Below are 16,044 nucleotides of genomic sequence, written 5' to 3'. Positions count from 1 at the left end.
CGCGGCTATCAGGTAAGCCCGCTCGGGTTTACACCGCATCGACCCAGCCACGGCACTTGCCGTCGGCAGATGCCAAGCCAGCACAACGACGGGCAGGGCGCTTGCGCACCGGCCCGCTAAAAACGAGAAGTACATGCGTCCTGGGAGGGAGCACCATGTCAGTGCAACATCGCCACGTTCCGGCAGGCCGGACTGTGGGTCAGCGTTCGATCCGTGATTTCCGCCGCTCCGTGATGGCCATCAGTGTAGCCACGCTGCTGAGCGCGCAGGCCTATGCGCAGGATGCGACCACCACTGCCGCGCCGGCATCGGAGGCGACGACGCAACAGCTGGACACCGTGCAGGTCACCGGTACCCGCAGCAGCGTGACCAAGGCGCAGCTGGTCAAGCAGAACGCCGAGCAGATCGTCGATTCCATCGTTGCCGAAGACATCGGCAAGCTGCCCGACAACAACGTGGCCGAAGCGTTGCAGCGCATCTCCGGCATCCAGATCTCGCGCAACTACGGCGAAGGCAGCTCGATCGCCATCCGCGGCCTGACCCAGGTGCGCACCGAGCTCAATGGTCGCGACATCTTCACCGCCAACGACGGCCGTGGCCTGAGCTTCGAAGACGTGTCTGCCGAGTTGCTCGGTGGCGTCAACGTCTACAAGAATCCGTCTGCCGACATGATCGAAGGCGGCCTGGGCGGCACGGTCGACCTGCGCACGCGTCTGCCGTTCGATTACGACGGCCGCAAGATCGCCGGTAGCGTGCAGTACAACCATTACGACCTGGCCGACGACGGCAAGCCGGCGTTCTCGGGCTTGTTCAGCGATCGCTGGCAGACCGGCATCGGCGAGATCGGCATCCTGGTGAACTACTCGCAGCAGAAGAGCCCGTTCCGTCAGGACACCATTTCGATCGAGCCGTGGTACACCCAGACCGACCTGCCGGGCTACGAAGGCCAGCAGATCTCGGTGCCGCACGGCGCCGGCATCAACACCACCGTCGGCGAGCGTGAGCGCAAGACCGGCGCGTTTGCGATGCAGTGGCGTCCGAACGATGCGGTGGAAGTCTATACGCAGGTGCTGCGTTCGGACTACGACTTCAGCTGGCACGATTATTCGTTCTTCGCGCTGACCGGCGCCAACCCGATGCAGGGCTTGCCCGGCATCCAGGTCAACAACCGCAATGAGTTCGTCAACGGCTCGTTCCAGAATGTGCCGACCGAATCCAACACCAGCCTGACCGAGCGGCATTCGGTGACCACCGATTACGCGTTGGGCGCCAAGTGGACGGTCAACGAAAAGCTGACCCTGAGCACCGACTTCCAGTATGTCGATGCCACCACCACCGGCACCCGCTACATCCTGTCCACCGGTCAGGTCACCAGCCCGCAGTTCAACGTCGATTTCCGTGGCGATCTGCCGCGCTTGTCGGTGACCGATGCCAGCGGTGCGGAAGGCTACCTGGCCGATGTCAACAACTACAACGGTTGGCGCTATCACCTGGACAACAAGGACGACAACACCGGCACCGAATTCGCCTGGCGTTCCGATATGGATCTGGCCTTCGACAGCGACTTCGTGCGCAGCTTCAAGGCCGGTGTGCGTTACACCGACCGCGATGCCGAAACCAAGGGCAACATCTATCGCTTCATGTGCATCAACAACTGCGCGGGCGCACCGTTTTCGCAGTACCCCGGCATCGGCGTGATGACCAATCCGATCACCGACTTCTTCCGCGGCAAGAGTCATGCCTTCGGGCCGACCCTGACGGCATCCGATGCGGCAGTGGCGAACTATCAGCAGACCTTGGCCGCCTTCGGTGCCACCCCGCTGGAATTTGCGCCCAACAACATCAACACGCAGAACGAGAAGACCTACGCGGCGTATGGCGTGCTGCGCTTCGGCGTGGATGGCGACATTCCGTTCGATGGCAACATCGGGGTGCGCGTGGTGCGCACCGAAGTGGGCTCGCAGGGCGTACGCACCGGCACCGATGCCGAAGGTGGCGGCCTGATTCCGGTGGATGCGCAGCAGACCTACACCGACGTGCTGCCCAGCTTGAATCTGCGTTGGATGCTCAGCGATCAGCTGCAGTGGCGGTTTGCCGCCTCGCGCGGTATTTCGCGCCCGACCTTCGACAAGCTCAACCCGAACCTGAGCCTGAGCACCGGCACCTCGAACGGCGCTTCGACCTTCACCGGCACCGCGGGTAACCCGAGTCTGGAAGCGGTCAAGGCCGACCAGTTCGACACCGCGCTGGAGTGGTACTTCGGCCAGGGGTCGATGATGTACGGCACCCTGTTCTACAAGAAGGTGGAAGGCTTCATCGCCAATGCCGTCTTCAACGAGGTGTACGACGGCCAGGTGTGGCAGATCACCCGTCCGGTCAATGGCGATTCGGGCAAGATCCGCGGCGCCGAATTGGGTTACACGCAGTTCTTCGACTTCCTGCCTGGCTGGTTGAGCGGCTTCGGCCTGCAGACCAACTACACCTACGTCGACAGCGAGGCGCCGAGCCCGACCGCCACCGACACCAACGGCCAGTCGCTGACGGTGCCGCTGGAGGGCCTGTCCAAGAACAGCTACAACGCGATCCTCAGCTACGAAACGGCGCGCTTCCAGGGCCGTGTGGCCTACAACTGGCGCAGCGACTGGCTGGTGACCACGGCGGGCAACGGCACCGGCAACCTGCCGGTCTACAACAAGGGCTTCGGCCAGCTGGATGCCTCGCTGCGTTTCAACATCAATGATGTGTGGTCGATTTCGCTCGATGGCGTGAACCTGCTCGATACCCGCCGCGAAAGCTACCTGGGTGTCGAGTCGCGCTACCGCGACTTCGTGATCAACGATCGTCGGTATGGCCTGACCTTGCGGGCCAGCCTGTAGAACGCGCCGTAGGAAGTGCGTCGCCGGTCCGGCGAGCTGTGCAGGCAGCTCGTTGGGCCGGTGTTTTTCCTATCGATGGCCAGGCCATCGATCGCGAGGGGAGCCGGAGGAATGATCGCCGTGATCGATCCGCCTACTAAGCGCCGTTTTTCTGCAGCACATGCGTGGCTGACTGCTGTCTGCCTGACGCTGGCGCTGCTCTTCATGACGTCCGAGGCATCTGCGGACGAGCCCGGTACGCCAGACCCGTATCGGTGGCACAGCGTGGCCATCGGGGGGGGCGGCTTTGTTACCGGTGTGCTGTTTCATCCCGCCGAACGCGATCTTGCCTATGCACGCACCGATGTCGGTGGTGCCTATCGCTGGGACGCGCAGGCGCAGCGGTGGGTCGCGCTGACCGATTGGTTGGGCGCCGACGATTGGAATCTGATGGGAATCGACGCTTTTGCGGTCGATCCTGCCGACCCGAACGCCCTGTACCTGGCTGCTGGCACCTACATGCACGAACGCGCCGGCAATGCGGCGGTGTTGCGTTCGTTCGATCGCGGTAAGCATTTCGAACGCGCCGATCTGCCGTTCAAGCTCGGTGGCAACCAATTGGGCCGCGCCAATGGCGAGCGGCTGGCGGTTGACCCGCACGATGGCCGTGTGCTGTTGCTTGGCTCACGTGATGCAGGCCTGTGGCGCAGCGACGATCGCGGCGCGCACTGGGCGCGGGTGGAGACCTTTCCTGCCGATGCACTGGCAGGCGCCACGGCGCGCAACCATGTCGGAAGCGAACAGGCGGTGGGCATTGCCTTCGTCGTGTTCGACGCCGCCAGCGGCCGTGCTGGCGCTGCGACACGACGCATCTATGTGGGCGTTTCGACTGCGCAAACCAGCCTTTATGTCTCCGAAGATGCGGGGCGCACCTGGTCGGCCGTGGCCGGGCAACCCAAGGGGCTACGCCCCAACCACATGGTCGGTAACAACGCTGGGCAGTGGTATTTGAGCTATGGCGATCACCCCGGCCCGGATCTGATGGCCGGTGGCGCGCTGTGGAACTACGACGCGACGCAAGGCCGCTGGCGCCAGATCAGCACGATCCCACAACCAGCCACCGGCGATGGTTTCGGCTGGGGCGCGGTGGCGGTGGATCCGCAACATCCGCAGGTGCTGCTGGCCAGCACATTCCGCCGCCGCACGCCGCGCGATGAAGTGTTTCGCAGCGGCGATGGCGGCCGCAGCTGGGTTCCGCTGCTGGCGGCTGCGCAGTTCGATCACAGCGCCGCGCCGTGGACCGCGCACGCAACACCGCACTGGATAGGCGCTCTGGCGATCGATCCATTAGACAGCAACCACGCCATGTTCGTCACCGGCTACGGCATCTGGGCCTCGCGCAATCTGCAGACGTTTTCAGAGCAGCCGCCGCTGCAGTGGTGGTTCCAGGACCGTGGGCTGGAAGAAACCGTGCCGCTGGATCTGCTCAGCCCGATGGCCGGCGCGCATCTGCTCAGCGCGCTGGGCGATATCGATGGCTTCCGGCATGACGCGTTGGACACCGCACAATTGCAGTATCTTGGCCCGCGCCTGACCAACGGCGAAAGCATCGATGCCGCCGGCCAGGCACCGCAGTGGGTGGTGCGCAGCGGTACCGTGCGCGATCGCCGCAACAACGAGATCCGCGCGCTGTATTCGCAGGACGGGGGCACGCACTGGGCTGCATTCGCCAGCGAGCCGCCGCGCGGGCAGGGTGCCGGCACCATTGCCATTGCCGCCGATGCATCGCAGGTGGTGTGGGCGCCGGAGCAGGGCGGTGTGTGGCGCACTGCCGATTTCGGCAAGCACTGGCAGCGCGTGCAGGGCTTGCCCGAGACCGCGGTGGTCGTGGCCGACCGCGTCGATGCGCAGCGCTGGTATGCGGCCGATCGGGTGAGTGGGCGCCTGTACGAGAGCCGCGATGGCGCGGCCAGCTTTCGCGATACCGGGCAGCAGGTCGGCAGCCCGGCGCGCGATGAACGTGCGCGCCCGCAATTGCGCCCCGACCCCTGGCGTGCGGGCGTTGTGTATCTGGCCAGCCCGACGCTCGGCGTGATGCGTTGGCAGAACGGCCAGTTGCGCACGCTAGCCAAACCCGATGAAGCGCGCTCGCTGGGCATCGGCAAGGCGCTGCGTGCCGGCGCGCCGCCGGCGCTGTATCTGGCCGGGCGCGTGGCGGGCGTGGATGGCCTCTTCCGTTCCGATGACGAGGGCGCCTATTGGCGACGCATCAACGACGATGCGCATCGCTTCGGCAAGCCGTATAGCGTCACCGGCGACCCGCGCATTCCTGGCCGCGTGTACTTTGCCACCGGTGGCCGTGGCATCTTCTATGGCGATCCACGATGAGCGCTGCGTCGCTGCGCGCAGCATCGCGCTGTCCTACCGTGTACGGCGCTGTTCGCCGTCGTATCGCTGCGCGCCGCCCGGCTGCGCCGACTTTGGAGATCACCGCATGACCGCTTCTTTCGTTCGTCGTGGCTGCCTGCTGGGCCTGGTGCTGGTCAGTCCGTGTGCCTGGGCGGTGCCGACGTTGCCGTTGCTGTTCGCCGATGGCGCCGTGCTGCAGCGCGATCAGCCGATGCCGGTCTGGGGCTGGTCTTCGCCCAATGCCGCGATCACGGTCAGCTTCGACGGCAAGCGCGCCATCGCCAAGGCCGATGCAACAGGGCAATGGAAGGTCAAGCTGCCTGCGCACGCAGCCGGTGGCCCGTACGTGCTGCGTGTGCAGGGCGACGGGGGCGAGCTGCAGGTGCGCGATGTGCTGGTCGGCGATGTGTGGCTGGCCAGCGGGCAATCAAACATGGAATGGCCGTTGGTCCAGGCCAGCGACGGCCGGCAAGCGGTGGCCGCTGCCAACGATGCGCAGCTGCGGCATTTCAAGGTGCCCAAATCGTGGTCGGTGCAGCCGCAGGCGCGCCTGACCGGTGGCGAGTGGAAGGCCGCAACGCCTGCCGACGCCGGTGAATTCACCGCGGTCGGCTATTTCTTCGCCAAGGAGCTGCGCGCCAGCACCGGTGTGCCGATCGGTATCGTCAACAGTACCTGGGGCGGCAGCGCGATCGAAGCGTGGATGGACGCTGCATCACTGGGCCTGAGTGCCGATCAGAACCAGGGCGCGATCGAGGCGATCAAGCAACGCGACGCCGCAGCGCAGGCGGCCACCGGCAAGCGCATCGCGCGCTGGCCCAAGGTGGAGGGCGAGATGCGGCAATGGCGCGAAGCGGCGTTCGACGACAGCGACTGGGACAGCATCCAGGTCACCAAGCAATGGGAATCCAGCGGCTACGACGGCATGGACGGCATCGCCTGGTATCGCACCACCATCACGCTCAGCGCTGCCGAGGCCAAGGCCGGCATCACCTTGGGCGTGGGCCAGATCGACGATTCGGATACCACCTACGTCAACGGCCAGCAGGTCGGCAGCACCGAAAAGCAATGGAACCTGCCACGCGTGTATCAGGTGCCGGCTGCGGCGCTCAAGGCCGGCGTCAACCACATTGCGGTCCGCGTGGAAGACCTCAGCGGCGGTGGCGGCATGCATGGCCCGGATGAACAACGCTTCGTGCAGACCCGCGCCGGTGCCAAGCGTGCGCTCGGCGGCTGGAAATTCCGCCCGGCCGCAGTGCGGGTGTCGTTGACCGACAACAAGAATCAGCTGCCCACGCTGCTCTATAACCAGATGATCCATCCGCTGCAGCCGTTCCCGGTCAAGGGCGTGATCTGGTACCAGGGCGAAACCAATGCCACCGACACCGGCGCGGTGAAATACCGCGAGCAGTTCGCCGCGATGATCCAGCAATGGCGTGCCGAGCGTGGCGACAAAACGCTGCCGTTCCTGTGGGTGCAGCTGGCCAACTTCAAGGCCGGCGGCGACAACGGCGAGTTGAGCCCGTGGGCACTGTTGCGCGAGTCGCAGTCCAAGACGCTGGCGCTGCCGGCGACCGGGCAGGCGGTGATCGTCGACATCGGCAACCCCACCGACATCCATCCCACCAACAAGCGCGATGTCGGCCATCGTCTGGCGCTGGCGGCGCGGCATGTGGCCTATGGCGAAACGCTGGTGTACAGCGCGCCGGTGTTCAAGCGCGCAAGTTTTGCCGGCGGCAAGGCGGTGCTGGGCTTTGATTTGCAGGGCAGTGCGCTGCAGGTGCGTGGCGGCGGTGCCGTGCAGGGCTTTCGCATTGCCGGCGCCGATCAACGCTTCCACCCGGCCACCGCGCAGATCGATGGTGACCGCGTGATCGTGCACAGCGATGCCGTCGCCGCACCGGTCGCCGTGCGCTACGGCTGGAGCGAGAACCCGGACGACGCCAACCTGATCAATCGCGACGCCCTTCCTGTTTCCCCCTTCCGCACCGATACCTGGTGACACGGAGCCTTATGTCCATGCATTCCCCCGTTGCACGCGTGATCTCCCATTCCCGCGCATCGCATTGCCTGCGTCCGCTGCTGCTGTCCGCGCTGGCGCTGGCCTTGGCTGCCTGCCAATCTGGCGACAAGGGCGATCCCGGTAAACCTGCCGCAGCCACCGCTGCGGCAACCCCTGCTGCTGGAACGCCGGATAACGCGCAGGCGCCGGCGGCACAGACCCCGATGCCGCAGTTCGTCAGCAAGGACGGCAAGCATGCGTTGATGGTCGACGGTGCGCCGTTCCTGATCCTGGGCGCGCAGGTCAACAACTCCAGCAACTACCCCGGCATCATGGACAAGGTGTGGCCGGCCATGCAGGTACTCGGCCCCAACACCGTGCAGGTGCCGATCGCCTGGGAACAGGTAGAGCCGGAAGAGGGCAAGTTCGATTTCTCCTTCGTCGATACGCTGCTCGATCAGGCGCGCGAGCACAAGGTACGGCTGGTGCTGTTGTGGTTTGCGACCTGGAAGAACAACGGCCCGCAGTACGCGCCGCATTGGGTCAAGACCGACAACCAGCGCTTCCCGCGTGTGGTCACCCGCGAAGGCAAGTCGATCGGTTCGCTGTCGCCGCATGCGCAGGCCACGCTGGATGCCGATCGCAAGGCATTCGTCGCCTTCATGCAGCACCTGAAGAAGGTGGACCCGCAGCACACCGTGATCATGATCCAGCCGGAGAACGAGGCGGGCACCTACGGCAGCGTGCGCGACTTCTCGCCGATGGCGCAGAAGCTGTTCGACGGCCAGGTGCCGGACGAGCTGATCAAACGGATGAACAAGCAGCCGGGCACCTGGGCGCAAGTGTTCGGTGCCGATGCCGACGAGATCTTCCACGCGTGGTCGATCGGCCGCTACATCGACCAGATAGCGCAAGCCGGCAAGGCCGAGTATCCGTTGCCGATGTACGTCAATGCCGCGCTGCGTGGCCCGTTCAATCCGGGCCAGCCCGGCCAGTACGCCAGCGGTGGCCCCACCGACAACGTGCTGGATGTGTGGAAGGTGGCCGGCCCGCACATCGACCTGCTGGCGCCGGACATCTACATGCCCGAATACCGCATGTACACCACGGTGCTGGAGCGCTATGCACGCCCGGATAACGCACTGTTCGTGGCCGAAACCGGCAACCGCCCGGAATACGCGCGCTATCTGTACTCCACGCTGGGCCATAACGGCATCGGCTGGTCGGCCTTCGGCATCGACTACACCCGTTATTCCAACTATCCGCTCGGTGCCAAGCACGTCAACGAAGAGACGCTGGCGCCATTTGCGCTCGGATTTCAGGCGGTCAGCATGGGGATGCGGCCGTTCGCCAAGGCCGCTTCCGAAGGCAAGCTGCATGGCACTGCCGAAGAGCCTGGCCAGGCCGTGCAGGAGCTCAAGCTCAACGACCGTTGGAGCGCCACCATCACCTATGGCGTGCCGCAGTTCTGGTTCAAGGGCGACCCGCCGGGCAACCCCGAACCGATCGGCGCCGCGTTGATCGCCGAACTGAGCCCGGACGAATTCCTGGTCACCGGTTACCACGCGCGCGTGACCCTGCATCCGGCCAGCGATGCCACCGCCAACATGATCTACGACCGTGTCGAGGAAGGTGTGTACGAAGGCAACGATTGGAAATTCCAGCGCAACTGGAATGGCGACCAGACCGATTACGGGGTCAATTTTTCCAGCGTGCCGCAGCTGCTCAAGATCAAGCTGGCAACCTACAAATAAGCGCGCCTGCCACAACCCCGCGATGCCGTCGCGACGGCATCGCCTCGCCTTACCCATGCGCTGCCGCCCCCGCGGCACCGTTTCGTCATTCAAAGGGAGTGATCATGCAAACCACCATCCGTTCCGCCGGCGCCGTGCCTGCCAACCGACGTACGCCACTGGCCCGGTGCCTGGCGTTGTCGCTGGCCCTGTTGGCCAACGCCGCGCATGCGCAGGAAGTACGCAAGGCCGCCGATGGCGTCACCGTGGTGCCGAGCGCCAAGGGCGCCGCACCGGTGCGCCTGCAAGTGGTCGATAGCGGCATCATCCGCGTCAGCGCCGATCCGGACGGCGACTTCGCGCGCAGCCCCAGCCTGATGCGCGTGCCGGTGCAGGGCGATACCGCGTTCCAGATTGCCGAGCAGGGCGACAGCGTGCAGCTGAAGACCGGCAAGGTCACTGCCAGCATCTCCACCGTCGATGGCCATGTCAGCTTTGCCGATGCCACCGGCAAGCCGGTGCTGTCGGAAGTGGCCGGCGGGCGCAGCTTTGCGCCGTTGAAGGCCGAGGGCAAGCACTACCTGAGCGTGCGTCAGCGCTTCCAGTCGCCCGACGACGAAGCGCTGTACGGCTTCGGCCAGCACCAGCAGGGCTGGATGAACCAGAAGGGCCGCAACGTCGAGCTGCAGCAGAACAACATCGACATGGCGGTGCCGTACCTGGTGTCCAGCCGCAACTACGGCCTGCTGTGGGACAACAATTCGATCACCCGTCTGGGCGACCCGCGCGGCCTGCAGCCGCTGCCGAAGACGCTGAAGTTGTACGACGCCAAGGGCAAGGCCGGCGCGCTGACTGCACGCTATGCGATCAACGGCAAGCAAATCCTCGAGCGCCGCGAGAGCGAGGTGAACTACCAATACCTCAGCGATCTGCCCAAGTACCCGAAGAAGGCGATCACCAAGGACAAGAACAGCCGCATGCAGGTCACTTGGGAGGGCGAGATCGAAGCGCTCACCGGTGGCGAACACACGTTCTCGCTGTATTCGAGCGAATACGCCAAGTTGTATGTGGACGGCAAGCTGGTGATCGACCGCTGGCGCCAGAACTGGAACCCGTGGAACCATGAATTCAAGCTCGATCTGGAGCCGGGCACGCGCCGCACCGTCAAGCTCGAATGGGACCTGATCGACCCCAGCTACATCGCGTTGCTGCACCGCGACCCGCTGCCCGCAGCCGAAGCCAAGGATCTGTCGCTGTGGTCCGAAGCCGGCCAGATGATCGACTACTACTTCGTCTCCGCCGATTCATACGACCAGGCCGTTGCCGGCTACCGCGAGCTGACCGGCAAGTCGACGATGCTGCCCAAGTGGGCCTATGGCTTCTGGCAGAGCCGTGAGCGTTACAAGAGCCAGGACGAGCTGGTGGGCGCGGTGGCCGAATACCGCAAGCGCAAACTGTCGTTGGACAACATCGTGCTCGACTGGTCGTACTGGCCGGAAGATGCCTGGGGCTCGCACGATTTCGACAAGCAGCACTTCCCGGACCCGGACGGCATGGTCAAGGCCGTGCACGACATGCACGCGCAGATCATGATTTCGATCTGGCCCAAGTTCTATCCCACCACCGCCAACTACAAGGAACTGGACGCGGCCGGTTTCATGTTCAAGCGCAATGTGGAAGTGGGTGAACTGGACTGGATCGGCAAGGGCTACAAGAACTCGTTCTACGACCCGTATTCGGAGAAGGCGCAGGCCATGTACTGGCGCCAGGTCAACGAAAAGCTCAACAGCAAGGGCTTCGATGCCTGGTGGATGGACGCCGACGAGCCGGACGTGCATTCCAACCTGGACATCGCCGAGCGCAAGGCACGCACCACGCCCAACGCGCTGGGGTCGTCCACCGAGTACTTCAATTCCTACCCGTTGCCGCACACGCATGGCGTATACGTGGGCGACCGCGCGGCCGACGACAAGCGCGTGTTCATCCTTTCGCGCAAGGGCTATGCCGGCACCCAGCGCAATGCGGTGGCAGTGTGGAGCGGCGACATCGTCTCGCGCTGGGACGACATGCGCGACCAGATCTCCGGCGGCGTCAACATGGCGCTGTCGGGCTTGCCCAACTGGACCTTCGACATCGGCGGCTTTGCGGTGGAGAAGCGTTATGAAGACCAGGATCCGGCCCACCTGCCGGAATGGCGCGAGCTCAACACGCGCTGGTTCCAGTTCGGTGCGTTCGTGCCGATCTTCCGTTCGCACGGCCAGTTCCCGTATCGCGAAATCTGGAACATCGCACCGGAAGGTACGCCGTTCTACGAGAGCATGGCCTACTACAACCGTTTGCGTTATGCGCTGCTGCCGTACATCTACAGCCTGGCCGGCGACACCTACCAGCGCGATGGCGTGATCATGCGCGGCATGATGATGGACTTCCCGAACGACCCCAGGGTCCGCGACATCAACGACCAGTACCTGTTCGGGCCGGCGTTCCTGGTCGCACCGGTGACCCGCTTCGGTGCCACCTCGCGGCAGGTGTATCTGCCGGCCGGCAGCAGCTGGCTGGACTTCGCGACCGGCAAGCGTTACGAGGGCGGCCAGAGCATCGAAGCCGCTGCCCCGATCGAGCGCATGCCGTTGTTCGTGCGTGCCGGTTCCATCGTACCGACCGGCCCGGTGCAGGAATACGTCGACCAGGTGGCGGACGCACCGCTCACCGTGGTGGTCTACACCGGCGCCGATGGCCAGTTCTCGCTGTATGAAGACGATGGCAAGGGCTACGGCTACGAGAAGGGCGAGTTCAGCCGCATCCCGCTGGTCTGGAACCAGGCCAAGGGCGAGTTGAGCATCGGCAAGCGCGAAGGCAGCTGGACCGGCATGCAGGCCAAACGCACCATCAACGTGCGCTTTGTCGACGGCCCGCGCGACGATGCCGGCGCGCTCGCGCCCAAGACCGACGCCAGCATCCAGTACGACGGCAAGCCGGTCAGCGTGTTGCAGCGCAAGATTGCGTCGGGCAAAGCGCGTCGTCGATGATCGCAGGCCGTCTTCAGTCGATGAGCACCCAGATGCCGGAACGCCGCAAGGCAGGCGCGCGCGGTTCCGGTCAGTCAGCACGGCGGTTGCCGTGCTGACCCGTCGTGAGCTGTGCAAGGCGACCGGGGCCGCCATCGCGGTCCTGGGCGCCGTGCCGGCGGCTGTACAGGCCACGCAGGCTTCGAAAACAACCGCGCTCGCGCCCGTCGCGGCTGCCGAGGCGCTGCAGCTGTGGTACCGCGAACCGGCCAATGAATGGGTAGAAGCCTTGCCGGTCGGCAACGGGCGATTAGGTGCGATGGTGTGGGGCGGTATCGCCCATGAGCGCCTGCAGCTCAACGAAGACACGCTGTATGCAGGCGGGCCTTACGATTCCACCAGTCCTGACGCGCTGGCGGCTTTGCCGCAGGTGCGTGCGCTGATCTTCGCCGGGCGTTACGCAGAAGCCGAAAAACTGGCCGATGCCAAGCTGCTCTCGCGTCCGCTCAAACAGATGCCGTATCAACCGTTGGGCGATCTGCTGCTGGATTTCGATCGCGCCGACGGCATCAGCGACTATCGCCGTCAGCTCGATCTGGACACGGCGGTGGCCACCACCACGTTCCGCTCTGGCGGCGCGGTGCATCGGCGCGAGGTATTCGTCTCTGCGCAGGCGCAATGCATCGTGGTGCGGCTGTCGTGCGACCGCCCCGGCGGTATCTCGCTGCGTGTGGGCATCGACAGCCCGCAAAACGGCGAGGTCACCGCCGAGCAGGGCGGTTTGCTGTTCAGTGGGCGCAACGGCAGCTTCGCCGGTATCGAAGGCAAGCTGCGTTTTGCGTTGCGGGTGCTGCCGCAGGTCAGCGGCGGCAAACTGAGCCAGGTGCGCGACCGGTTGCGTATCGAGGCTGCCGATGAAGTGGTGTTGCTGCTCAGCGCAGCAACCAGTTACCAACGCTTCGATGCGGTCGATGGCGATCCGCTCGCATTGACCGCCGCAAGCCTGCGAAAGGCGGCCAAGCTGGATTTCCCCGCGCTGTCGCGTGCGCATTTGGCCGATCATCAACGCCTGTTCCGGCGCGTGGCGATCGACCTCGGCAGCAGCGATGCCTTGCAGCGGCCTACCGACGAACGCGTGCAGCGGTTCGCCGAAGGCAATGATCCGGCACTGGCTGCGCTGTATCACCAATACGGACGTTATCTGCTGATCTGCAGCTCGCGGCCCGGTACCCAGCCGGCCAATCTGCAGGGCATCTGGAACGACCTGATGCAGCCGCCGTGGGAGAGCAAGTACACCATCAACATCAACACCGAGATGAACTACTGGCCCAGCGAAGCCAACGCATTGCACGAATGCGTTGAACCGCTGGAAGCCATGCTGTTCGATCTGGCCCAGACCGGTGCGCACACCGCCAGGGCGATCTACGACGCGCCGGGCTGGGTGGTGCACAACAATACCGATCTGTGGCGCCAGGCCGGCCCGATCGACGGTGCGCAATGGAGCCTGTGGCCAATGGGCGGCGTGTGGCTGTTGCAGCAGTTGTGGGACCGTTGGGACTACGGCCGCGACCGCGCCTACCTGAGCAAGATCTACCCGTTGTTCAAGGGCGCCGCGGAATTTTTCGTTGCAACGTTGATGCGCGATCCGCAGACCGGCGCGATGGTGACCAATCCGTCGATCTCGCCGGAAAACCAGCATCCCTTCGGTGCGGCCGTGTGCGCCGGTCCCAGCATGGACGCGCAGCTACTGCGCGATTTGTTCGCGCAATGCATCGCCATGAGCAAGTTGCTCGGCATCGATGCGCAGTTGGCCCAGCAATTGGCCGCCCTGCGCGAACAATTGCCGCCCAACCGCATCGGCAAGGCGGGGCAGTTGCAGGAATGGCAGCAGGACTGGGACATGCAGGCGCCGGAGATCCACCACCGCCACGTCTCGCATCTGTACGCCTTGCATCCCTCGAGTCAGATCAATCTGCGCGATACCCCGGAACTGGCTGCGGCCGCACGCCGCTCGCTGGAAATCCGTGGCGACAACGCCACCGGCTGGGGCATCGGCTGGCGCTTGAACCTGTGGGCGCGGCTGGCCGACGGCGAGCATGCCTACCGCATCCTGCAACTGCTGATTTCGCCCGAACGCACCTATCCGAACCTGTTCGACGCACATCCGCCGTTCCAGATCGATGGCAACTTCGGCGGCACCGCCGGCATCACCGAGATGCTGCTGCAAAGCTGGGGCGGTAGCGTGTTCCTGCTGCCGGCCCTGCCCAAGGCCTGGCCGCGCGGCAGCGTGCGCGGTTTGCGCGTGCGCGGCGGCGCCAGCGTGGATCTGGAATGGGAGGGCGGTCGCTTGCGGCAGGCACGCTTGCACAGCGATCGTGGCGGGCGCTATCAACTGTCCTACGCAGGGCAGACCCTGGACCTGGAACTGGGCGCAGGCCGTACCCAGCAGGTGGGACTCAACAACAACCGATTGGTGACGCAATGAGCTTGTATGTAGGACTGGATGTGGGCACGCAGAGCGTCAAGCTGGTGGCCTACGATCCGCAGGATCGCGCCGTGGTCGCCACCATCGCCGCGCCCATGGAACTGATCAGCCGCGACGACGGCACCCGCGAACAACATGCACAGTGGTGGATCGACGGCATCGTGCATTGCTTTGCGCAGCTCGATGGCGAACAGCGTGCACGCGTGCGCGGTATTTCCGTCTCCGGCCAGCAGCATGGCTTCGTGCCGGTGGCCGCCGACGGCAGCGTCACCGCGCCGGTCAAGCTGTGGTGCGATACCAGCACTGCGCTGGAATGCGATGAAATCATGGACGCCGTCGGCGGCGCCGCAGGCAGCGTGGCCGCGGCGGGCAATCCCATCATGGCCGGCTATACCGCCTCCAAATTGCCATGGACGCGCAAGCATCGCCCCGAGGCGTATGCCGCGATGACCACGGTGATGCTGCCGCACGACTACATCAACTTCTGGCTCACCGGCGAGCGCTTTGCCGAAGTGGGCGATGCCTCCGGTACCGGCTGGCTGGACGTGCGGACGCGGCAGTGGTCCGAGCGCATGCTGAGTGCGGTCGATGCACAACGCGACCTGCGCGATGCGTTGCCGCCGCTGGTGGACACCGGCGCGGTCTATGCGTTGTCCGATGCCGCCGCCCAGGCGTTGCATCTGCCGACCGGCGTGCGCGTCACCACCGGCGGCGGCGACAACATGATGGCCGCCATCGGCACCGGCAACGTGGTGCCCGGGCGCCTGACCATGAGCCTGGGCACCTCCGGCACCTTGTTCGCCTATGCCGATCACCCGGTGGTGGACGATGACGCGCGCTGGGCCGCGTTCTGCTCCTCCAGCGGCGGCTGGTTGCCCTTGATCTGCACGATGAATTGCACCGTCGCCACCGAGGCGGTGATGCGCATGTTCTCCATCACCCGCGACCAGACCGAAGCGATGATCGCCGACACCGCGCCGGGCGCCGACGGGCTGGTGCTGCTGCCGTTCTTCAACGGTGAGCGCACCCCGGATCTGCCGGCCGCGCGCGGCTGCCTGTTCGGGATGGATCTGCACAACACCACCGCCGCGCATTTCTATCGCGCCGCGATGGAAGGTGCCACCTACAGCCTGCGCAACGGCTTCGATGCCTTCGTTGCTGCGGGATTGCAGTTCGATACCATCCTGCTCACCGGCGGCGGCAGCAAGAGCGCACAGTGGCGGCAGATGGTGGCCGACATCTTCAACCTGCAGGTCGTGGTGCCGACCCAGCCCGAAGGCGCTGCGTTCGGTGCCGCGCTCCAGGCATTGTGGGCCTGCGAGCGCGCCGATGGCGGCGATGCGGCGTTGGCCGATGTGGTGCTGGAGCACCTGCAGGTGGACGATGCGCTTGCCGCACAGCCCAACCCGCAGCGTGTGGCCCAGTATCAGCAGCACTACCAGACCTTCCTCAAGCACCTGCATGTCGTCAGCCCGCTCTATGCCGGTTGATCGATAGTTTTTCTACAACTCCCCCAGCAGCAAGGACTTCACACCCCATGAGCAACACCGTG

The 16,044-nt window shown here is 65.0% G+C and carries 7 protein-coding genes; all 7 read left to right on the top strand.

The features are described from left to right. Window positions 1-155: 155 nt before the first annotated feature. Window positions 156-2,876, top strand: coding sequence for a TonB-dependent receptor (locus J7360_RS09330; RefSeq protein ID WP_033481264.1), 2,721 nt, complete (start codon window positions 156-158; stop codon window positions 2,874-2,876). A 111-nt stretch (window positions 2,877-2,987) separates the two neighbouring features. Continuing rightward, complete coding sequence (locus J7360_RS09325) at window positions 2,988-5,243, top strand: cellulase (RefSeq protein ID WP_209033734.1); 2,256 nt, start codon at window positions 2,988-2,990, stop codon at window positions 5,241-5,243. Between the two features lie 106 nt (window positions 5,244-5,349). Beyond that, the gene (locus J7360_RS09320; RefSeq protein WP_209033732.1) at window positions 5,350-7,266 is read left to right on the top strand and encodes a sialate O-acetylesterase; all 1,917 of its coding nucleotides are present in this window, start codon (window positions 5,350-5,352) and stop codon (window positions 7,264-7,266) included. Between the two features lie 11 nt (window positions 7,267-7,277). Then, window positions 7,278-9,020 (top strand): DUF5597 domain-containing protein, encoded by a 1,743-nt coding sequence (locus tag J7360_RS09315; protein WP_194272828.1) that lies wholly within the window; start codon window positions 7,278-7,280, stop codon window positions 9,018-9,020. Between the two features lie 104 nt (window positions 9,021-9,124). After that, on the top strand, window positions 9,125-12,028 hold the full coding sequence (locus J7360_RS09310; RefSeq protein WP_209033730.1) for a TIM-barrel domain-containing protein: 2,904 nt from the start codon (window positions 9,125-9,127) through the stop codon (window positions 12,026-12,028). Window positions 12,029-12,119: 91 nt separating this feature from the next. Then, the gene (locus tag J7360_RS09305) at window positions 12,120-14,492 is read left to right on the top strand and encodes a glycoside hydrolase family 95 protein (RefSeq protein WP_057659808.1); all 2,373 of its coding nucleotides are present in this window, start codon (window positions 12,120-12,122) and stop codon (window positions 14,490-14,492) included. Continuing rightward, window positions 14,489-15,982, top strand: a complete 1,494-nt coding sequence (xylB, locus tag J7360_RS09300; RefSeq protein WP_057659810.1) for a xylulokinase — start codon at window positions 14,489-14,491, stop codon at window positions 15,980-15,982. The genes J7360_RS09305 and xylB overlap by 4 nt, the downstream gene beginning before the upstream one ends. Window positions 15,983-16,044: the final 62 nt, after the last annotated feature.

Source organism: Xanthomonas sp. D-99 (assembly GCF_017746145.1).
Taxonomy (GTDB): Bacteria; Pseudomonadota; Gammaproteobacteria; order Xanthomonadales; family Xanthomonadaceae; genus Xanthomonas; species Xanthomonas cissicola.
This window is presented reverse-complemented; position numbering and strand designations above follow the sequence as displayed.

What these genes read in the sequence shown, in the direction of transcription:
- J7360_RS09330 (WP_033481264.1), top strand. Translation starts at nt 156, where the DNA reads ATGTCAGTGCAACATCGCCACGTTCCGGCAGGCCGGACTGTGGGTCAG.
- J7360_RS09325 (WP_209033734.1), top strand. Translation starts at nt 2,988, where the DNA reads ATGATCGCCGTGATCGATCCGCCTACTAAGCGCCGTTTTTCTGCAGCA.
- J7360_RS09320 (WP_209033732.1), top strand. Translation starts at nt 5,350, where the DNA reads ATGACCGCTTCTTTCGTTCGTCGTGGCTGCCTGCTGGGCCTGGTGCTG.
- J7360_RS09315 (WP_194272828.1), top strand. Translation starts at nt 7,278, where the DNA reads ATGTCCATGCATTCCCCCGTTGCACGCGTGATCTCCCATTCCCGCGCA.
- J7360_RS09310 (WP_209033730.1), top strand. Translation starts at nt 9,125, where the DNA reads ATGCAAACCACCATCCGTTCCGCCGGCGCCGTGCCTGCCAACCGACGT.
- xylB (WP_057659810.1), top strand. Translation starts at nt 14,489, where the DNA reads ATGAGCTTGTATGTAGGACTGGATGTGGGCACGCAGAGCGTCAAGCTG.